Genomic DNA, 21,319 nt, shown 5'->3' on the forward strand with positions numbered 1-21,319 from the left:
AAAAATAAAGGGTACTAACCCTTTTTGGGGTACTAAACGGAGGTGTGGCCGGTGTTTTCGATGATGCGATCGCTGTACCAGTTGATGAAGTCGATCACGCCAAATTCGAAGGTTTCCGAATAGGGGCCGGGTTGGTAGGCGATGGAATTGATGCCGCGCTGGTTTTCTTCCGCCAGAACACGGTCCTGATCGTTGGTAGCATCCCAGACTTTGCGCATATTCTCTGGATCATAGTCGACACCTTCTACAGCATCCTTATGTACCAGCCATTTGGTCGTAACCAGGGTTTTTTGTGGCCCCAGTGGCAGTACGCGGAACACAATCGCGTGGTCACCCAGCCAGTGGTTCCAGGAGTTGGGCAGATGCAGAATACGCAGTGAACCCATATCCGGCTGGTAATACGCCCCATAAGTTTCTTACAGGCGGGTTTGCCATCCATGGTCATGGATAGTATACCGTCGAGCAGCGGGGTACGTGTCATGCGGTTGCGTTTGCCGAAATATTTCAATGTATAGGGAACACCCATATCATCCCAGTCTTTTTGTTTGCGTGCCACCAGTGCTTTGTATTCCGGTGTTGCCAGCGGATCATCGGTGTCATCAAACTGTTGCAGCGAGTTCAGCAGCTCAGGGTGTGAACCATTGCAGTGGTAGCATTCACGGTTATTTTCGATAACCAGCTTCCAGTTGGCATCCTCCACTATATCGGACTGCACCGCTACCTTAAGGTTTTCAGTATCATAAGGTTCAAGGTAGTGTTTCAGTTCTTCGGTAAAGGCTTCGAATTCAGGAGGTTGTTCAGCTAAACAGACAAAAATATAACCACCCGCAACTTTCACATTAACAGGCTTGAGGTTGTGAGCCGTGATATCAAACTGCGCACTCATATCGGAGCCGACAAATAGCAAGCGGCCATCCAGCTCATAGGTCCATTTATGGTATGGGCATACCAGTTTGGCCACCTTGCCTTTTTCGGTGACACACAGGCGTGATCCGCGGTGACGACAGACATTGAAAAAGGCATGCACAGCACCTTCAGCTCCACGGACAATGACAATGGGATTGTCGCCAATATTCAGGGTGATGAAGTTGCCTTTGGCGGGTATTTCGCAGGTCATACCGGCAAAGATCCACTCCTTCTCGAAGATTTCCTGAATATCGAGCCTGTAGATGCGTTCATCATTGTAAAAAGGCTGCTCAAGCGAGTAGTTAGGTTTGCGTTTGATCAGCATGGCAGCGGCAGTTTCGCGCAGGCTAGCCAAAGGGTCTTCCAGCATCTGTGAGGTATTCAGGTTCATTGTGCTTGTCCTGCTTTAGGGTCCAGGTTTAAAGTTTTACCGGGCTTCCGATATGTCCGTGAAGCAAGTGTGGAATAGAGCTGGATCAGGCAGTTATTCACTGACGACACTGGCTGATTGCAAAGCGACCTCCAGAGTGAAAAAAACGCATTAACTGGGGGGATTAGACTAGCGAATGTCGCAGACAGAACAATGGTCGTATCTGTGCAGGTCGACAATGTGCAGACAGTGCCTCCAATGACAATAAATTGATCAACAGCTGATGGATGAAACGCATGACTGATACCTTCATGAACCCGATTACCACCCAGACCTGGTCTAACGGTCGACACCTGGTGCGTTGTGTCAAGGTGATACAGGAAACCTGGGATGTCCGAACCTTCTGCTTTATGGCAGAGCAACCGGTGCTGTTTTTCTTTAAACCGGGGCAGTTCGTGACCCTGGAGTTGGAGATCGATGGTTTGCCGATCATGCGTTCCTATACCATATCCAGCTCGCCTTCGGTGCCTTACAGTTTCTCCATTACCGTCAAACGTATGCCGGGTGGCGTAGTGTCCAACTGGCTGCATGATAATCTTAAGCAGGGTGATGATCTGGCTGTTCATGGGCCAGTGGGTAATTTCAACTGTATTGACTATCCAGCCGAAAAAGCACTGTTTTTATCCGGCGGTGTCGGCATCACCCCGTTGATGTCGATGGTGCGCTGGTATTTTGATACCAATGCCACCATCGATATTAACTTCATTCATAGTGCACGCTCGCCAAAGGATATTATTTATCATCGCGAGATGGAGCATATTTTTTCGCGTATTCCTGAGTTCAAGCTGCATATCGTGTGTGAACGCAGCGATGAATTGGGTGAGTCCTGGTATGGCCTGCGAGGCTATGTTAATCAACGTATGCTGGAACTGATCGCGCCGGATTATCTGGAGCGGGAAATTTTTTGCTGTGGTCCGACGCCTACATGAATGCGGTGAAGAACATCCTGCAGCAAAATGGCTTCAATATGGCGCACTACCATGAAGAGTCCTTTGGTGCGACACCGGTTGAAATCGAAGAAGAAGTACTTGAACTGGTCGAACAGGCTGAGCAAGCAGCTGAGGATGTGCAGCAGTCAGATCTGTTGCAGGTTGAGTTTGCCAGCTCCGGTAAGAGTGTGCGTATCCTGCCAAGTGAAACTGTACATGCAGCCGCGTCAAAATTGGGTCTGCATATCCCTAAAGCCTGTGGTATGGGCATCTGTGGTACCTGTCGCGTCGAACTGAAGTCAGGTGAAGTGGAGATGGAACACAACGGAGGCATCACTGATGAAGATGTGGCAGATGGCTATATTCTGTCTTGCTGTAGTCGACCCAAAGGCAATGTCGTGGTGGATTTCTGACAGTAAGGTTTTGTCAGGCTAAACTGCAGGCTGTGTCGCAAATTGATATCCATGTCGCAAATGTATCACCTACTGACGCAGGTACACATCTGATGTTAGCTGTGTAGGGCTAACATCTGCTGCAAATGGCATTCAAGCCAGGTGTTGGCGGTTTTACAAGAATAAGCGCCATGAACTTACAGGAGAACACAATGATCAACCGTGATGGCTATTCCCGACTCGACTCGATCCAGGCGTATGATGCTGATCTGGCACAGATGCTCAATGAAGAACAGCAGCGCCAGGAAGCACATATTGAGCTGATTGCATCCGAAAATTACACCAGTATCCGGGTGATGGAAGCACAGGGTGGCCAGTTGACCAATAAGTATGCTGAAGGCTATCCAGGTAAGCGTTATTACGGCGGATGCGAAGCAGTTGACAAGGTTGAAGCATTAGCTATTGAGCGTGCCTGTAAACTTTTCGGTGCCCGCTACGCTAACGTGCAGCCACATTCCGGTGCTCAGGCTAACGCCGCGGTATTCATGGCGATGGTCAGTCCAGGTGATACTATTTTAGGGATGAGCCTGGCCCATGGTGGACACCTGACCCATGGTGCTGCGCCTAACTTCTCCGGCAAGTATTACAAGGCAGTACAGTACGGGTTGAATCCGGAAACCGGCGAGATCGATTACGCTGAAGTAGAACGTCTGGCACGGGAGCATCAACCGAAGATGATTATTGCCGGTTTTTCGGCTTATTCATTGATCGTGGACTGGGCACGTTTCCGTCAGATTGCGGATGAGGTGGGTGCGGTATTGTTTGTAGACATGGCACACATCGCTGGCTTGGTTGCGGCCGGACTCTACCCCAGTCCTTTACCCTTTGCCGATGTGGTATCGACCACCACACACAAAACCCTGCGGGGACCACGCGGTGGTCTGATCCTGACAGCGCGTGATGACGAGACACTGCATAAAAAACTCAATGGAGCCGTATTCCCAGGTCAGCAGGGTGGGCCGTTGATGCATGTTATTGCAGCTAAAGCCGTTGCCTTCAAAGAAGCGATGGAGCCGGAGTTTATTACCTACCAGCAGCATGTATTGGGTAACGCCCAGGCAATGGCCGGTGTGTTTATCGAACGCGGCTATGAGGTAATTTCCGGAGGCACCAAAGATCATCTGTTCCTCTTGTCGTTGATTAATCAGGGGCTGACAGGAAAAGCAGCCGATGCCGCCCTGGGACGTGCGCATATCACTGTCAATAAAAACTCGGTGCCGAATGACCCGCAAAGTCCGTTTGTGACCTCTGGGTTGCGCATAGGAACGCCTGCTGTGACTTCGCGTGGCTTTGGTGTGAGTGAATGCCGCACTCTGTCAGGTTGGATTTGTGACATTCTGGATGTGATGAGTGCCGGTCAATCAACCGATGCAATCGAAGCCAGTGTACGTGACAAAGTTGCTGAACTTTGTGCCCGTTTCCCGGTTTATACCGAAACCCGCGCCTAGTCAGGCACAGGAGAATTTATAATGCAGCGTTATTCAGGTTTTGGTCTGGCTAAACAGGCTCTGTCACACAATGAAAACTGGCAGCGCATGTGGCGCAACCCGACTCCCAAGAAAAAGTATGATGTGATTATTATCGGTGGCGGTGGTCACGGTCTGGCTACAGCTTACTACCTGGCCAAAGAGCATGGCATCACTAATGTGGCGGTGGTGGAAAAAGGCTGGCTGGGCGGCGGTAATACCGCACGAAATACCACTATTGTGCGTTCCAACTACCTCTGGGATGAAGCGGCTGCGCTGTACGAGCATTCGATGAAGCTTTGGGAAGGCTTGTCGCAGGATCTGAACTACAACGTGATGTTTTCCCAACGCGGTGTACTCAATCTTGGGCACACCCTGCAGGACATGCGCGATATTCAGCGCCGCGTCAATGCCAACCGTCTTAACGGTATTGATGGTGAAGTGCTGGATGCCAAACAGGTGCAGGAAATCTGCCCGATTCTGGATTGCTCAACAGCCACGCGTTATCCGGTACTGGGTGCGTCCTGGCAGCCGCGCGCTGGCGTAGCCCGTCATGATGCGGTCGCCTGGGGCTTTGCCCGTGCCGCTGATGCCTTGGGTGTGGATCTGATACAGCAAACTGAAGTTGTAGATATGCGCATTGAAGATGGCCAAATTGTCGGGGTAGAAACCAATCGAGGCTTTATTGGTGCGGAAACGGTGGGTTGTGTTGCCGCCGGTAATTCGGGTGTGCTGTCACGTATGGCAGGCATCAAACTGCCACTGGAGTCTCACCCTTTGCAGGCGTTGGTGTCTGAACCTATCAAACCGATTCTGGATACGGTGGTCATGTCCAACCATGTACACGGTTATTGCAGTCAGTCAGATAAAGGTGATCTTGTTATTGGTGCCGGTATCGATGGTTACAATGGTTATGGTCAGCGCGGTAGCTATCCGACCATTGAGCACACCCTGCAGGCGATGGTGGAGATGTTCCCGATCTTCTCACGGGTACGCATGAACCGTCAGTGGGGGGCATCGTCGATACCTGCCGGATGCCTGTCCTATCTTGTCAGCCACGCCGGTGAAAGGCTTGTTCTTCAACTGTGGCTGGGGAACCGGTGGCTTTAAAGCCACGCCGGGTTCCGGCAATGTGTTTGCCTGGACGCTGGCGAAGGGTTATGCCCATCCGATCGCGGCACCTTTCAGTATTGATCGCTTTGTCAGCGGTAAACTTATCGACGAGCACGGCGCCGCCGGCGTCGCCCACTAAGCAGAGGGAATACCATGTTGCATATTTACTGTCCCTATTGTGGGGAGCATCGTGAACAGAATGAATTTCATCCCAAAGGTCAGGCGCATATCCTGCGTCCGCAAGATCCAGAAAATTGCTCTGATGAGGCCTGGGGTGATTATCTGTTTTATCGGGATAACCCACGCGGTATCCATCACGAAATGTGGGTGCATGCTACCGGCTGTCGCAAGTTTTTTAATGTGACCCGTCATACCGTCAGTTACGAAATACTGGAAACCTACAAAATGGGCGAACAACCCCAGGTAACCGCACAGAGCCAGTCAACCGGAGGCGAAAAATGAGTCAGCCAAATCGTCTCGATACAGGCGGATCGATTGACCGCAGCAAGACCCTGAACTTCAGTTTTAACGGTGTACGTTATACCGGTTACCAAGGTGATACGCTGGCATCAGCGTTACTGGCGAACGGTATCGATATTGTTAACCGCAGCTTCAAGTATTCACGTCCACGCGGTATTGTCGCGGCCGGTGCGGCTGAGCCCAATGCGGTGGTGCAGTTAGGTTCTACTGAAGCGGCGCAAGTGCCTAACGTACGTGCGACACAGCAGGCGCTCTATGAAGCCTGTCGGCACGCAGCACCAATGGTTGGCCAAACGTCAATAATGATGCCATGGGGCTGATGGGAAAGCTGGGTGGACCGATGATGGGCCCGGGGTTTTACTACAAAACCTTTATGGCACCGGCCTCCATGTGGATGACCTACGAAAAACTCATTCGTAAAGCGGCGGGTCTTGGGCGTGCTCCTAAAGAAAACGATCCGGATATCTACGATCACTATAACCGTCACTGTGATCTGCTGGTGATTGGTGCAGGTCCGGCGGGTTTGTCCGCCGCATTGACCGCAGCCCGCAGTGGCGCACGGGTTATTTTGTGTGATGAGCAGGAAGCACTGGGTGGGTCCTTATTGGATTCAGCAGATACCCTGGATGGTCAGCCAGCTACACAGTGGGTTGCATCAGTCGTGGCTGAGTTGTCAGGCATGGACGATGTACTCTTGCTGCCACGCACCACAGCTAACGGTTATCACGACCATAACTTTGTCACTTTGCATGAGCGTCGTACCGAACATCTGGCCGATAGCGCACCGGATAAAAATCAGGTGCGTAGCCGTATGCACCATATTCGTGCCAGGCAGGTGATTTTGGCGACGGGTGCGCATGAGCGTCCTGTCGTTTATGCCAATAATGATGTTCCCGGTAATATGCTCGCCAGTGCGGTATCGACCTATATTCGTCGTTATGGCGTGGTGCCGGGTAAAAAGCTGGTGGTGACTACGGCCAATGATAGCGGCTATCAGGCGGCCCTGGATTGGCATGCCGCCGGACGTGAAGTGGTTGCCGTGGTGGACTGCCGTACTAATCCTGAAGGTGATCTTGTTAAAGCGGCGCGTCAAAAAGGCCTGCGTATTATTACTGGTAGTGCGGTGTTTGAAGGTAAAGGCAGCAAACGGGTTACAGCGGCACGTGTAGCCCGTGTAGATCTGCAGGCTTTTAAGCTCAGTGGTGCGGCTGAAGATCTGCCTTGCGATACGATTGCCAGCTCCGGAGGGTTCAGCCCAGTGGTACATTTGTCGGCACATACCGGTGTGCGCCCTGTGTGGGATGATGAGGCACTGGGTTTTGTTCCGGGCTTAGTCAAAGGCATGATCCCGGCTGGTGGTGCCAATGCTGTTTACCCTCTGACTGAGGTGCTTAAGTCTGGCCTGAATTCAGCCGCACAAGCCCTGACAGCTTGCGGCTATCAGCCGGTCGAAATCAAATTACCCAAAGCCAGCCGCCGGCTGGAAAGCACAGCTGTTGCACTGTTTCAGGTGCCGCATCTGAAGCCAACAACGCGTGCACCGAAGCAATTTGTTGATCTGCAGAACGATGTAACAGCCGCGGGTATTGAGATCGCTACGCGCGAAGGTTTTGAGTCTATCGAGCATGTCAAACGCTATACCGCTCTGGGCTTCGGTACTGATCAGGGCAAGCTGGGGAATATTAACGGTATGGCGATTGCGGCCCGCGTGTTGGGCCAGACCATCCCTGAAACCGGTACCACGGTGTTTCGTCCCAATTACACCGGCATCACATTTGGTGCTATTGCTGGACGTCACTGCCGTGATCTGTTTGATCCGGAACGTTACACCGCCATGCATGCCTGGCATCTGGCGCGTGGTGCTAAATTTGAGGACGTCGGTCAGTGGAAGCGCCCCTGGTACTTCCCGGTGGGCAACGAAACCATGCATGAGGCTGTCGCGCGCGAATGCCTGGCAGTGCGTGAAAAAGTTGGCATCCTGGACGCATCCACACTGGGTAAAATTGATATTCAAGGTAAGGATGCGCGTGAATTTCTGGCGCGTGTTTACACCAATAAGTGGGCACAGCTGGGGCTGAACAAGTGTCGTTACGGATTGATGTGTAAAGATGATGGCATGGTGATGGATGATGGTGTGACCACCTGTCTGGGAGATAGTCACTTCCTTATGACGACAACGACAGGCGGTGCTGCCGGTATTCTGGAGTGGCTGGAACTTTGGCATCAGACTGAGTGGCCGGAACTGGAAGTCTACTTCAACAGTGTCACCGATCACTGGGCGACCATGACCATCACCGGTCCTCGTGCCCGCGATCTGCTCTCGGAAATCACCGATATCGATCTATCCAAAGACAGCTTCAAATTTATGGAGTGCCGTGAAGGGCAGGTGGCTGATGTGCCTGCACGTGTATATCGCATTTCCTTTACCGGTGAGCTGACTTATGAGATCAACGTACAGGCCAACTATGCCATGCATGTCTGGAACGCCTTGTTCGAGCATGAAGCCAAGTACGGCCTGACGCCTTATGGTACCGAAACCATGCATGTGTTGCGTGCTGAAAAAGGCTTCATCATTGTTGGTCAGGATACCGATGGCTCAGTCACGCCAGAAGACCTGGGGATGCAGTGGTGTGTCGGTTATGACAAGCCGTTTTCCTGGATCGGCAAGCGTGCACTCACCCGCCCGGATACACGGCGTAAGGACCGTAAACAGATGGTCGGTCTGAAGCCCGTTGATCCTGCTGTGGTATTGCAAGAAGGAGCCCAGATCGTACTGGATCCGAACCAGAGTATTCCAATGAAAATGATGGGCCATGTGACCTCCAGTTACTACAGTCCAACGCTGGGACATGGTTTTGCACTGGCATTAGTAGTCGGTGGTGCAGAACGCATGGGTGAGAAAGTATATATGCCGATGGCGGATGGCAAGGTACATGAAGCCGAAATTGTCAGCCCTGTCTTCCTGGATCCGAAAGGAGAGCGTCAGAATGTCTAACGTAGCTGTATTTGATCAATATGCCGGTGCCGGTGTGGTTGCTGAATCACCGCTAAGCCATGTGAGCGGTAAAAAAGGCGGTGAGTCGCCTGGCGTGATTCTGCGCGAAAAAGCCTTTCTTGGTTATCTGACTTTACGGGGTAACGCCTCTGACCCGGCGTTGTGTGAAGCGGTGCAACAGGTGTTGGGTATGACATTACCCCTTGAGCCTTTGGCCTTGCACCAAAATGCGGAAAAGGGCAGCAGTATTCAATGGATCGCACCCGATGAGTGGCTGATCCTGCTGCCAGGTGGCAGCGAATATGAAACCGAACAGGCACTCAGAGCCGCGTTTTCCGGGCATTTTGCGCTGGTTAATATTAGCGGTGGGCAGACATTGTTGACGCTGACAGGTCCTGCCGCTCGCGATGTACTGCATAAATCTACTGGCTATGATGTGCACCCGCGCAACTTTCCGGTGGGCAAGGGGGTCACCACAACTTTTGCCAAAGCTACGGCGGTCATCCGTCGCCCGTCAGAGGATGTTTGGGAACTGGTTATTCGTCGAAGCTTTGCTGATTACTGCTATCGCTGGTTGGTGGATGCCAGCCAGGAATTCGGCCTGGACGCCGAAATATAACATAATAAATGCGGGTGTCCGGGGTGCACAACTGCACCACCGGTCTCCTTGATGATGAGGTAGGTTATGAGCAGAACACACGGAAGCTGGATTTTTACAGCGCAATGCCCCAGTCGTATCGGCACAGTCGATGTGGTCACACGTTTTCTGCGTGAAGAGAACTGCTACATCACCGAGTTGAACTCCTTTGATGATAAAGAAAGCCTGGGATTTGTGATTCGTGTTGAGTTCAGACCAGAGCAGTCCGGCTTTGATGCAGAGGGGTTTTTGCAGCGTTTTGCACCACGAGCGGCCGGGTTTGATATGCAGTTTGAACTGACAGCACCGGATGCGCGCATGCCGGTGGTCATTATGGTGTCCAAGTCAGATCATTGTCTGAATGATTTGCTGTACCGTTACCGGACTGGACAGTTGTCCATTGATATACGTGCTATCGTATCCAATCATCCCGATCTGGAACCCTTGGCTCAGTGCATAACCTGCCATATTTCCATTTTCCAATCAGTGCAGAAACGCGCTCCGCGCAGGAGGCTCAAGTTTTACAGGTTATAGAGGAGACCGGTGCGGAGCTGGTGGTGCTGGCGCGCTATATGCAGGTATTGTCAGCCGAAATGTGTGAAAAACTCTCCGGCAAGGCGATCAATATACACCATTCATTGTTGCCCGGTTTCAAGGGTGCCCGGCCTTATCATCAGGCCTATGACAAAGGTGTTAAGCTGGTTGGGGCGACGGCACATTATATCAATAATGATCTGGATGAAGGTCCGATTATTGCGCAGGGCGTAGAGCCGGTAACTCACACTCACTATCCGGAAGATCTGATAGAAAAAGGCCGTGATATTGAGTGCTTAACTCTGGCACGGGCTGTCAGTTATCATATTGAGCGTCGGGTATTTCTGCAAAAGGGCAAAACAGTGGTTTTTGCCAGTTAAACGTTATAACAATAAATAGGGTAATCGAGAATAATCATGTCCATCAGTGTGTTTGATCTGTTTAAAATTGGTGTTGGGCCATCCAGCTCCCATACCGTGGGGCCGATGAGTGCCGCTTGTGATTTTGTTGATGAGTTGATCAAACGCCAGTGTCTGGAGCAAATAACTCAGGTTCAGGTGCGCCTGTATGGTTCGCTATCGGCAACGGGTAAGGGGCATGCAACAGACCGCGCCGTGATTATGGGGCTGATGGGTGAGCGCCCTGCTCAGATCGATCCGCAAGTTATCGCGCCGCGGATAGAGGCGCTGCTGGCTGGTGGCCAGTTGCAGTTGAATCAGCAACAAGCGGTAGCGTTCGATTGGGACAGGGACATGATCTTCCTTGAAGAAGTGTTACCGGGCCATCCGAATGCGATGTCGATAACCGCTTTGGGGGATTCAGGGGTTATCTATGAGAATACCTATTACTCCATAGGTGGCGGGTTTGTGGTCACTGAAGCCCAGGCCGCTGAAGATAAACTGGTACTGCATACCTCTGCGCTGCCCTATGATTTCAATACCGCTGAAGAATTGCTGCGCTTGTGTAAACAACATTCTCTGTCGATCAGTGAGCTGATGCTGGAAAATGAAAAAGTCTGGCGCAGTGAACAAGAGATTCGTGATGGCCTTTGGACGATCTGGCAAGCGATGCACGCTTGCGTTGAAAGTGGCCTGAAACAGGGCGGCATATTACCGGGTGGATTGAACGTGCGTCGCCGTGCCCCCGCTTTCTATGAACGCCTCAAAGCGGTTGAGCAGAACAAAAATGTTATTGCCAGTAATTTTTCGGTCATGGACTGGGTCAATGTTTATGCTTTGGCGGTCAATGAGGAGAATGCGGCGGGCGGGCGTATGGTTACGGCGCCAACCAATGGGGCGGCGGGTATTATTCCGGCGGTACTCTGCTATTACATGCAATTTGAACCGACAGCGTCTGAAAAGCATCTGGTTAATTTTCTGCTTGCTGCCGGTGCCGTAGGTATTCTGTGTAAGAAAAATGCCTCTATTTCCGGTGCGGAAGTGGGCTGCCAGGGAGAAGTGGGGTCGGCCTGTGCCATGGCCGCAGCAGGCCTGTGCGAAGTACTGGGCGGTAGTGCTGCACAGGTGGAAAATGCCGCTGAAATAGGCTGGAACATAATCTTGGCTTAACCTGTGACCCGGTTGGTGGCCTGGTGCAAGTGCCTGTATCGAACGCAATGCCATCGCTTCGATCAAAGCGATCAACGCGGCTCAGATGGCACTGCGCGGGATGGTGAACACTTTATCTCACTGGATAAGGTGATCCGTACCATGCGGGATACCGGCCGCGATATGCAGGATAAATACAAGGAAACCTCTCGTGGAGGGTTGGCGGTTAATGCCATTGAGTGTTGATGGTCTGAAACTGCCCAACGCAACAGAGGTGTGTGCGTTGGGCAGTGGCTGTCATATAAATACTGTCAATGCAGCAAAATACTGGCAAAGGTAGGTTCATTGCGTGCCTGAGCCAGGGATTTGATGGCCGCTGAAACCTTGGTTTCAGGCACCGGAGGTTGACCTGCCGCTCCAGCGGCGAGCTCGGCAGGTAATTGTGCCATATGCAGTACCGGGTTGAGCGGTCGGTGATTAGTCATACCCAAACGCTCTTCACGTGGTGGTAGTCCAAAGTATTCACGATAACATTTGGAGAAATGCGGTGTTGATGCAAATCCACACGCCGAGGCAACCTCTATGATGGACAGACCACTTTGCTTCAGTAATTGTCTTGCCCGAACCAGACGCAATTTCAAATAGTATCGTGATGGTGAGCAGCTCAGATATTTCTGAAACAGACGCTCCAGTTGGCGACGTGACAGGCTGGCGTAGTTAGCCAGTTCATCCAGAGTCAGCAACTCTTCCAGGTTGGACTCCATCAGCGCAACGATTTCCAGTAGCTTGGGCTGTGTGGAACCCAAAACGTGCTTGAGTGGTACGCGCTGCTGGTCCTGCTCATTTCGTACACGATCATAGATAAACATATCCGAGATGCCTGCTGACAGATCTTTGCCATGCTCGCGGGAAATCAGGTTCAGCATCATGTCCAGAGGGGCTGTCCCTCCTGAAGAGGTCATGCGCTCCCTGTCGATACTGAATAGTCGTGAGGAGAGTTCAACCTTGGGGAAAGCTTCTTTCATCGACGCTATACACTCCCAATGTACGCTGGCCTCATAGTTATCCAGCAAACCTGCTTGGGCCAGAACCCAACTGCCGGTGCAGATAGCGCCGACCTTGCGGTGCATACGAACCTGTTGTTGTAACCAGCTATAGTGCTCGCGTGTGGCACTATGCTGAGCCGCATAACCGCCACAGACGATGATGATGTCCAATGCCAGTATTTCTTCCATGGCGGCGTCGGGTGTGACAGTCAGCCCATCGCTGGCCTGCACCTGCTGGCCAGCGGGTGTCAGGGTGAACCATTGGTATAGCTCAGATCCGGATAATTGATTGGCCATGCGCAGTGGCTCAATCGCTGAGGCGAGTGATATCAGAGTGAAATTATTCATCAACAAAAAACCGATGCTAACTGGTTTTTTTGCAGACGTAGCAGATTTGGACAGCGGCGCTGTACCCTTAGGCGTATAAGACATTGACATAACTCCAGGTTGTATTGTCAGCATTGCACACCGGACAGGTAATCCGGGTGTTTGGCATATTATTTTTATAATGGCTGGCATAGGGTGCTATGCACTGAACCTCGGTGTCGTTTTCGGGCACGTTCAAACTTAAATGTAATGCAAATGTCGTAAATAGGCATGTTATTTTTATCCTTCACACATAAAATGACTATTGCCATACAGCAATAATAAATCGTGTAAGATTTAACGTCTTGATAGGGAAGAAAATGAATCACTGGGACAGAATCGAAGCTTTTACAGAAGTGGTGAGGCTGGGCACCTTTTCTGCGGCGGCAAGGCAGTTGAATGTATCGGCATCGCATATCAGTCGACTGGTCGTGAAGCTTGAGCAACAGTTAGGTACACAGCTGCTTTATCGTACCACGCGCAAGATTCGGCTGACCGATGCCGGGCGGCTGTACTATGAGCATTGTAAACACCTTTTTGCAGGTTTCAGAGAGGCCGAATCGGCGATTAATGATTTGCAGGGCAGTCCTCGCGGAGTGTTGAAAATAACCGCCGGGTATACCTTTGGTGAGCGTTATATCGCTCCCTTGATCAATGCGTTTATGCAGTTGCACCCGCACTTGGAGGTGCGCCTGCATTTGACCAATCGCCGCGTTGATCTGATCGAAGAGGGCTATGACCTGGCCATCCGCATAGGTCCCATGGAAGACTCTTCGTTAATCGCACGTCGCCTTTGGACCCGTGAAGAAATGGTTGTGGCATCACCGGCGTACCTTGCCGAAACAGGCATCCCTTCGACGCTGGCGGATCTGTCCCGGCACCAGTGTTTGATTGGGTCGCGTGATCGCTGGATGTTTTCGGATCAGGGAACCCGACGCGAAGTGCGCGTACAAGGGCGCTTGCATGCTAACTCCGGTATCGCTCTGTTGGATGCGGCGCTGAAAGGCTTGGGGCTGGTTCAGTTGCCGGCTTATTACATTACTGAGTACCTTGAGCGGGGTGAATTAGTGCCGGTCCTGCAGGACTTTGCCTTCAAGGACTCGGCCATCTGGGTGGTTTATCCTCAACACCGGCATTTGTCTTCCAAGGTGCGTATGTTTATTGATTATTTGGTTGAGGAAATAGAACGCAGTCATGGCATCTAAAATAGCAACACACCTGATTACTGGATTTCTGGGTAGCGGTAAAACCACAGCAATCAAAGCGCTGATTGCACAAAAACCCGCTGATGAGAACTGGGCTATTATTGTCAATGAGTTTGGTCAGGTGGGTGTGGATCAAATGGCTATAGAGACTCGGGATGATCTGCAATTGACCCCGTTGGCTGGCGGATGCGTTTGCTGTCAGCTTGGTGGTGAATTATACGCCAGCCTGAAAACACTGCTGGAAACTCAGCATTTTGATCGCTTACTGATTGAGCCCACCGGCATGGGACATCCAGCGGGTATTCTGGATACACTGAGAAAGCCTGTCTTTAAGCAACATCTGGATCTGCGAGCGGTCATCTGTCTGGTAGATCCGCGCCAACTGGCTGACGTGGTCTTGAATCAGGATCAGACTTTTCTGGATCAGATCAATATGGCCGATGTGGTGGTTGCTAATAAAGTTGATCTGGCAGCAGATCAGGATTTAACCGCTATGGACAGTCTGATTGAGTCGCTCTACCCACCTAAACAACATTATTTACATACCCGTCAGGGGGTTTTCGATATGGTCTTGTTGGACTGTGTTCGCGATGGCCTGTTTCAGTCGGTTTTTCCGGCTTCGCACCCGCATCATGAGACACATCAGCATGCGGCGGATCACCCCCACCATCCTCATGCCGCGGTGGTATCAGAACCCTCACAGCCAGAACCCTGCCGACCTGTGCGTCAAATAAGCAAAGGTCTGGGACGGGTCAGTTGTGGCTGGATTTTTCATCCGGATGATATTTTTCCGTTTGATGAGCTCGAGGCTCTGCTTGCCGGAATAGATGGGGCTGAGCGGATTAAAGGGGCATTTCGTCTGGGGCTTCCCTGGGTGTTTGTGAATCGTGTGGGCGCTGAAATGGACTATGATCATATCAGCTACCGACGTGATTCCCGGGTGGAGATTATTGCCCAGCAGCCGCTTGATTGGGATGCCATAGAAGCTGAGCTGATTCGGTTGGTCGAAATTGGAGTGACTTCACCTTACCGCAAGCTTTAGTCAATGAGTGATTGTTTCAGTATGGCAAGAGTCATTTTCAACTCAAGCTGCAATCACTGTGCTGTGAAAATTTATAATGTCGCGGAATCGATAACGATAATGAAATACTGGAGGCAACATGGACATGATTAAAACGCGTGCTGCGGTCGCTTGGGGACCAGGGCAGCCCCTGAGTATTGAAGAAGTGGATCTGATGCCACCGCAAAAGGGTGAGGTACTGGTGCGTATTGTCGCCACAGGGGTTTGTCATACCGATGCCTTTACCCTGTCAGGCGAAGATCCTGAAGGTATTTTTCCGGCTATCCTGGGGCATGAAGGTGCTGGTATTGTTGAAGCGGTAGGCGAAGGTGTCACCAGTGTGGAAGTCGGCGATCATGTCATTCCGCTGTACACGGCTGAATGTGGAAAATGCAAATTCTGTCTGTCCGGGAAAACCAATCTGTGCCAGGCGGTTCGTGCTACTCAGGGCAAGGGTTTGATGCCGGATGGTACCACGCGTTTTTATAAAGATGGCAAGCCGATCTTCCACTATATGGGTACTTCGACCTTTGCCGAGCGTACTGTAGTAGCAGAGGTGTCTCTGGCTAAGATAGACAAGGCCGCTCCGCTGGAAAAAGTCTGCTTGCTGGGCTGTGGTGTTACCACGGGTATGGGCGCTGTGACTAACACTGCCAAGGTCAAAAAAGGTGATACAGTCGCTGTGTTCGGACTGGGTGGTATCGGTCTGGCCGTGATTATCGGTGCGGTAATGGCCAAAGCCGGTCGTATCATTGCCATCGACCTGAATGAAGACAAGTTTGAGATTGCCAAAAAACTCGGCGCCACTGATTGCGTGAATCCGACCCAGCATAACAAGCCTATTCAGGAAGTGATTGTTGACATGACCGATGGCGGTGTTGATTATTCTTTTGAGTGTATCGGTAACGTTAACGTTATGCGTGCGGCCCTGGAGTGTTGCCATAAAGGCTGGGGTGAGTCGGTTATTATTGGTGTGGCCGGTGCCGGGCAGGAAATATCCACGCGTCCTTTCCAGTTAGTAACGGGCCGGGTATGGCGCGGCAGTGCCTTCGGTGGTGTAAAAGGTCGCTCTGAACTGCCAGGTTATGTGGAGCGCTTTATGCAGGGTGAGTATGAGCTGGATACCTTTATCACCCACACCATGCCCCTGGAACAGATCAACGACGCCTTTGATCTGATGCATGCGGGCAAATCCATCCGCAGTGTGGTGCATTACTGATCCCGGTGCCGTCTCCAGCCAGGGAGTCCTCTGGCTGGGTTATCTTCACTCAACAACCCCAGGATGAAATATGACTGACAGGCTTGATGAATCGCTGGAATTACTCAGCAGTGTGCTCTGTTTTGGCGGCCAGCAGAATCAGTATCAACACCGCTCTGCGGTACTGAACTGTACGATGCAGCTTAGCGTGTTTTTGCCCCCTCAGGCTGAACGCCATCCGGTACCTGCACTCTACTGGTTATCCGGGCTGACCTGTACCGATCAGAACTTTGCCACCAAAGCCGGTGCTCAGCGGGTGGCCGCTGAACTGGGCATGGCACTGATCATGCCAGATACCAGTCCGCGGGGCGAAGGGGTGCCTGACGATGAAGCCGGTGCCTATGATTTTGGCCTGGGTGCCGGATTTTATGTCAATGCTACCGAGGCGCCCTGGGCTGCGCATTACCGCATGTATGATTATATTCTGACGGAGTTACCGGAACTGCTTGAAGGATTGATGCCCTTGACAGAGCAGCGTGCTATCAGTGGTCACTCCATGGGTGGTCACGGCGCATTGATGCTGGCGCTGCGTAATGCAGGGCGCTTTACCTCCGTCAGCGCCTTTTCACCCATAGTGAATCCCAGTGAATGCCCCTGGGGGCAGAAAGCCTTCAGCGGTTATCTGGGCAGCGACCAATCCAGCTGGAAAGCCTATGATAGTGTTGAACTTATCCGTAATTGCGCCACGCCGCTGCCGGTATTGGTAGATCAGGGCCGAGCAGATAATTTTTTGGATGAGCAGTTGAAAACTGATCGGTTGATTGCGGCGTGTGAGTCGACCAATTTTCCGGCTGAGATACGCTATCAGCCAGGTTACGATCACAGCTACTACTTCATCGCCAGTTTTATCGAATCGCATCTGCGTTTTCATGCCAAACACCTTGGGCTACGCTGATCAGTCGACCTGACGAAACGGCAGTCCTTCACGCAACTGCGCCTGATACAGCCGCAGTTGCGTGGCTTCCTGGGCGACAAAGTCTGCTACGGCCGTGCGCAAACCTGGGTGCTCTATATGGTGTACTGACCAGGTAGGTACCGGCTCAAAGCCACGGGCGATTTTATGCTCACCCTGTGCGCCTGGATCAAAGCGCTCCAGTCCTTCAGCGATGGCATAATCAATGCCCTGATAATAGCAGGTTTCAAAATGCAGACTGTCGTAGGCTTCGGTACAGCCCCAATAACGACCATACAGGGTGGTGCTATCACGAAAAAACAGCGCACCAGCAAGAGTTCTGTCACCCTGTCGGGCGAAACAGAACACCAGCTTGTCAGCGAATACATGGCGTAACTGTTCAAAAAAATCTCGGGTCAGGTAGCCTCTACGTCCACGCTTTAGATGGGTCATTTGGTAAAAAATCCAGAAGTGTTGCATATCCTCATCGGTCAGGTCCTGACCGCTGACCCAGTCATGCACTATTCCTTGATCAGCTACTTTCTGACGTTCTTTGCGCAGATTTTTGCGTTTGCGTGAGCTGAAATGACTGAGGTAATCGTCAAAGTCAGCATAGCCGCGATTAAACCAGTGATATTGCAGCCCCATACGAACGGCACAGTCTTGAGCCGCAAAGGTTGTGCGCAATGAATCGGTGACAAACAAACCGTGCCAGCTACTTGCTGAAATCTGCTGCCCTAATTGGCGGATGCCAGCATAAAATGCCTGGCAGGCCTCGCTGTCTGGCAGTTGGCAACCAAACCTTGGCCCTTGAGCCGGTGTGTAGGGGATGGCTGTCACCAGTTTGGGGTAATAGTCCAGTCCGTTGTGCTCCCAGGCATCCGCCCAGCTCCAGTCAAATACATACTCACCGTAAGAGTGATTTTTGATATACAAGGGCATCACCCCGACCACCTCATCGCCGCATAACAGCTGCATATGCATGGGCTGCCAGCCGGTAGCGGCGGATACCGAACCTGAGTCTTCCAGTGCCTTGAGAAAAGCATGCTGGATAAATGGATAGTCGGTGTCACAAAGCGTGTTCCAGATGCTGGCCGGTATCTTGTCTATACTGTCGCAAAAGCGTATCTGATACATGATGTTCTGTCTGGTTTAGTGTAAAAAGTGAAAGTAACAAACGCTATACGCTTTGATCCGGTCTTTTATATCATAAGGCCGTATTTAATATCCTAAGGAGAGTCCAATGGACGAACTGGAACTTGAGTTTGAACTCCATCCACAGTTGCAAGCTGATACCTGGGTGCTGGGTGATTTTTCCCTGTGTCGTTTGCTGCTGATGAACGATGCGAATTATCCCTGGTTTATTCTGGTTCCACGTCGAGCCAGTGTGACTGAAGTCTATCATTTGTCTGCCTCTGAGCGTGCACAGTTGATCGAAGAATCCTCGGCCTTGAGTGAAACCCTGGCCGATTTGTTTATGGCGCGCAAGATGAATGTGGCAGCACTGGGTAACATGGTGCCACAATTGCATCTGCACCATGTAGTGCGTTATGAAGATGATGTTGCCTGGCCAGGACCTGTCTGGGGTGTGGCAGAGGCGCGTCCTTATACCGCCGAGCAGGCCGAAGAGATCAGCCAGAAACTCGAAGTGCTCCTGGATGGCGATTTGACATTCAAATTGGCAAACTAGCGTTTTGATCCTAGCGTAACTAACGCTGTCGCTTAAAGTGTTTAAGGTTTCCCGTTGTTAAGCCAGGCTGATTAATCCAACTCATGAATTAGGGAGAGTCTTCATGTTTTTGCCCCCACAATATCCTGCTTGCTTGAAACGGTGCTTGCCTGCCGTGTCGATAATGAGCGTTAGTTTCTGGGTTGTTTCCAGTCTAAGCACGAGTGCCTGGCTTCTCAGACCTTTCCTGAGGCTGAGTTACCCATTGAACGTGTGGTGCTTTCCACTTCTGGTGTGGGTTTGTTTCAACAAGGTGGCAAGGTTGATGGGCCGGTTCAAGTACAACTTCAGGCCAGTTCAACTGAAATGAACGACCTGTTGAAATCTTTGGTCTTCTGGGATCAGGGTAATGGCCGAATTGTGGGCGTGAGTTATCCGGGTCAGTCAGCGTTGGGTCGTATTTTATCCAGTTTGCGTGTTGATCTGTCAGGCAACCCTGGTTGGGTGGATGTGTTTACCCAGCTGCGCGGTCAAGCCATACAGGTGGAAACCCTGCAAGGCAGTCTGTTAACAGGGCGTATCCTGGGAGCTGACAGACGCACCTTGCGAGTGGCTGATCAATTCGCAGAGCTGGATTACCTTAACCTGGTAACTGAAACTGGCTTGGAAAGCCTGAGCCTGGATCAGATACGTCGTTTCGAATTAACCGATACGCGTCTGCAAGACGACTTGAATCGCGCCCTGACTGCTTGGCAGAAAATCGTAACAATGAGCGTAAAGCCGTCAACCTTTATCTTGAGGGTGAAGGGGTGCGTGAGGTGGCGGTGACCTATGTCGCAGAAGCCCCTGTCTGGAAAACCAGCTATCGTTTGTTGCTTGATGAAGCCGACAGTGAAGCGGCTGATTTACAAACCTGGGCCTTGGTGGAAAATACCAGTGACTACGACTGGCATAACATCAGTTTAGCCTTAATCAGTGGTCGCCCACTGAGTTTTATTGAAGATCTTTATCAGTCTCGCTTTATTGATCGACCCGTGTATGAGTCGGTGGCCTTTGAAGGTATAGCTCCGCAAACCTATGCACTTGCGCGTGGAGTCGCTCAAGATAGCGCGGTGGCTGAAGAGTTCGCGCCTTTACGCGCACGGGTAGCAGCCCCTATGCCAGCGCCGGCACCAGGGTCGGACGCCACACCCAAGGCTGGTGCGATGGCTTCGGTCGAAGGGCAGGATCTTGGTTCGCATTTTGAATATCGGCTTGAAAATATCAGCTTGCCTCGTCAGCAGTCGGCAATGTTGCCTATTTTGGCTGCGAAGGTAGATATCAGATCCGTTTCCATCTATGACGCCAGTGTACATCCCCGCCATCCTTTACGTGGAGCACGTTTAGACAATACATCAGATAAGCCGCTGCCTGAGGGCCCCATGACGGTTATGATGGGGCAAAGCTATGTGGGTGATGCGCGCATAGAACATATTCCACCCGGTGCCAAGCGATTCATCAGTTATGCTGTCGACTTAGATCTTCAGGTTCAGCCTCAAGCAGCCAGCCAGGAAACGCGGCTAACGCAGGGTAAAATAGAACAGGGTGTCTTGATGCTGCAACAAACACGCCAGCGCGAAACGGTTTATCATGCCATCAATGAGTCGGCTCAGGATCGAAATCTGGTGATCGTTCACCCGCGTAATCCTGGCTGGGAGTTGGATTACAATGCCGAACTACTGGAAGAAACAGCAGTGCATTATCGGCTGGCGGTAGATCTGCCCGCGCATTCTGAACAGCCCATTCTGGTAACGGAGACAAGGGTCGATTGGGAGCATTTTCAATTAGCCGCTTTGTCAGAAACGCAACTTTTCTATTGGTCGAATCAGGCAGAGTTACCTGCAGCGTTAAAATCTCAGGTTGAGCAGGCGGCAAGTCTTCGTCAAGCCTGGTCTCGTGCTGAGCGTAGCCTGCAAGATCAAAAAAGTTCTATAGAAACCATTTACCAGGAACAGGCGCGCATTCGGGCAAATCTTGACGTACTGGAGTCAGAGTCTGCGCTTTACCAGCGGTTAGTGAATCAACTCAGTGAGCAGGAGGATCTACTGCAGCGTTTACATGCAGCGGTTCAACAGGCTGCGGCAGAAGTGCGCATGGCCAGGGAGGCTTTTGACGCCTTTATTGCGCAATTGTAAGTGCACTAGTTACAGCCTAAGGCTCTTAAACGAATCCAGTTTCGCAATACGTGAGTCCTGAAACTGATGAATAGGGACGATAACATTATCCTGCTGGTATAAATTAGCTGTCAGGATATTAATTGCGACTGAATCCGAGATTCCTTGGCTGTCAGCGCCC

General features: G+C 51.5%; 12 protein-coding genes and 6 pseudogenes. 15 read left to right on the forward strand and 3 right to left on the reverse strand.

Translation table 11 applies throughout. From position 1 onward, the window contains the following. Positions 1-32: 32 nt before the first annotated feature. Positions 33-1,297 (reverse strand): annotated as a pseudogene (locus tag LH51_RS08980) (aromatic ring-hydroxylating oxygenase subunit alpha). Between the two features lie 275 nt (positions 1,298-1,572). On the opposite strand from LH51_RS08980, the pseudogene LH51_RS08985 reads away from it, so the two are divergent. The 8 genes and pseudogenes from LH51_RS08985 to LH51_RS09020 all read left to right on the forward strand — a co-directional run bounded on the left by LH51_RS08985 (position 1,573) and on the right by LH51_RS09020 (position 11,735). Beyond that, positions 1,573-2,678, forward strand: a pseudogene (locus tag LH51_RS08985) (FAD-binding oxidoreductase). A gap of 191 nt (positions 2,679-2,869) precedes the next feature. Continuing rightward, positions 2,870-4,165 carry a serine hydroxymethyltransferase gene (gene glyA / locus LH51_RS08990; protein WP_036521683.1) on the forward strand — a complete coding sequence of 432 codons (1,296 nt, stop codon included), beginning with the start codon at positions 2,870-2,872 and terminating at the stop codon, positions 4,163-4,165. A 21-nt stretch (positions 4,166-4,186) separates the two neighbouring features. Next, positions 4,187-5,435, forward strand: a pseudogene (locus LH51_RS08995) (sarcosine oxidase subunit beta family protein). Positions 5,436-5,449: 14 nt separating this feature from the next. Continuing rightward, on the forward strand, positions 5,450-5,758 hold the full coding sequence (locus LH51_RS09000) for a sarcosine oxidase subunit delta (RefSeq protein WP_036521686.1): 309 nt from the start codon (positions 5,450-5,452) through the stop codon (positions 5,756-5,758). Continuing rightward, positions 5,755-8,771: pseudogene (locus LH51_RS09005) on the forward strand (sarcosine oxidase subunit alpha). The gene LH51_RS09000 and the pseudogene LH51_RS09005 overlap by 4 nt, the downstream one beginning before the upstream one ends. Next, complete coding sequence (locus tag LH51_RS09010) at positions 8,764-9,390, forward strand: sarcosine oxidase subunit gamma (RefSeq protein ID WP_036521688.1); 627 nt, start codon at positions 8,764-8,766, stop codon at positions 9,388-9,390. The pseudogene LH51_RS09005 and the gene LH51_RS09010 overlap by 8 nt, the downstream one beginning before the upstream one ends. A gap of 66 nt (positions 9,391-9,456) precedes the next feature. Next, a pseudogene (gene purU, locus LH51_RS09015) lies at positions 9,457-10,322 on the forward strand (formyltetrahydrofolate deformylase). 36 nt (positions 10,323-10,358) lie between these two features. Next, positions 10,359-11,735: pseudogene (locus LH51_RS09020) on the forward strand (L-serine ammonia-lyase). 65 nt (positions 11,736-11,800) lie between these two features. Here LH51_RS09020 and LH51_RS09025 read toward each other — a convergent pair. Then, positions 11,801-12,967: a GlxA family transcriptional regulator gene (locus LH51_RS09025; protein WP_036521691.1), complete on the reverse strand. Its 1,167-nt coding sequence runs from the start codon at positions 12,965-12,967 to the stop codon at positions 11,801-11,803. Positions 12,968-13,221: 254 nt separating this feature from the next. Between LH51_RS09025 and LH51_RS09030 the strand changes: the two genes are divergently transcribed. The 4 genes from LH51_RS09030 to fghA all read left to right on the forward strand — a co-directional run bounded on the left by LH51_RS09030 (position 13,222) and on the right by fghA (position 17,319). Then, entirely contained in the window at positions 13,222-14,106 is an 885-nt protein-coding gene (locus LH51_RS09030; RefSeq protein WP_036521694.1) for a LysR family transcriptional regulator, read from the forward strand. Further along, positions 14,096-15,148 carry a CobW family GTP-binding protein gene (locus LH51_RS09035; RefSeq protein WP_036521696.1) on the forward strand — a complete coding sequence of 351 codons (1,053 nt, stop codon included), beginning with the start codon at positions 14,096-14,098 and terminating at the stop codon, positions 15,146-15,148. The genes LH51_RS09030 and LH51_RS09035 overlap by 11 nt, the downstream gene beginning before the upstream one ends. Positions 15,149-15,266: 118 nt before the next feature. Then, positions 15,267-16,385, forward strand: a complete 1,119-nt coding sequence (locus LH51_RS09040; protein ID WP_036521698.1) for an S-(hydroxymethyl)glutathione dehydrogenase/class III alcohol dehydrogenase — start codon at positions 15,267-15,269, stop codon at positions 16,383-16,385. Positions 16,386-16,455: 70 nt separating this feature from the next. Next, positions 16,456-17,319 (forward strand): S-formylglutathione hydrolase, encoded by an 864-nt coding sequence (fghA, locus tag LH51_RS09045; protein ID WP_036521700.1) that lies wholly within the window; start codon positions 16,456-16,458, stop codon positions 17,317-17,319. Here the strand turns inward: fghA and LH51_RS09050 are convergent, their stop codons facing one another. Next, a complete protein-coding gene (locus LH51_RS09050) occupies positions 17,320-18,453 on the reverse strand; it encodes a GNAT family N-acetyltransferase (RefSeq protein ID WP_036521702.1) in 1,134 nt (377 codons plus the stop codon). Between the two features lie 106 nt (positions 18,454-18,559). Here LH51_RS09050 and LH51_RS09055 point away from each other — a divergent pair, with 106 nt between their 5' ends. From LH51_RS09055 to LH51_RS09065, 3 genes are all read left to right on the forward strand, one after another. Then, complete coding sequence (locus tag LH51_RS09055; RefSeq protein WP_036521704.1) at positions 18,560-19,006, forward strand: HIT domain-containing protein; 447 nt, start codon at positions 18,560-18,562, stop codon at positions 19,004-19,006. Positions 19,007-19,261: 255 nt separating this feature from the next. After that, the gene (locus LH51_RS20810; RefSeq protein WP_160173706.1) at positions 19,262-19,813 is read left to right on the forward strand and encodes a hypothetical protein; all 552 of its coding nucleotides are present in this window, start codon (positions 19,262-19,264) and stop codon (positions 19,811-19,813) included. Continuing rightward, the gene (locus LH51_RS09065) at positions 19,735-21,159 is read left to right on the forward strand and encodes a DUF4139 domain-containing protein (RefSeq protein ID WP_160173707.1); all 1,425 of its coding nucleotides are present in this window, start codon (positions 19,735-19,737) and stop codon (positions 21,157-21,159) included. Before LH51_RS20810 ends, LH51_RS09065 begins: the two co-directional genes overlap by 79 nt. The last annotated feature ends 160 nt before the right edge of the window (positions 21,160-21,319 follow it).

It is taken from the genome of Nitrincola sp. A-D6 (assembly GCF_000764495.1).
In the GTDB taxonomy this organism is placed as follows: domain Bacteria; phylum Pseudomonadota; class Gammaproteobacteria; order Pseudomonadales; family Balneatricaceae; genus Nitrincola.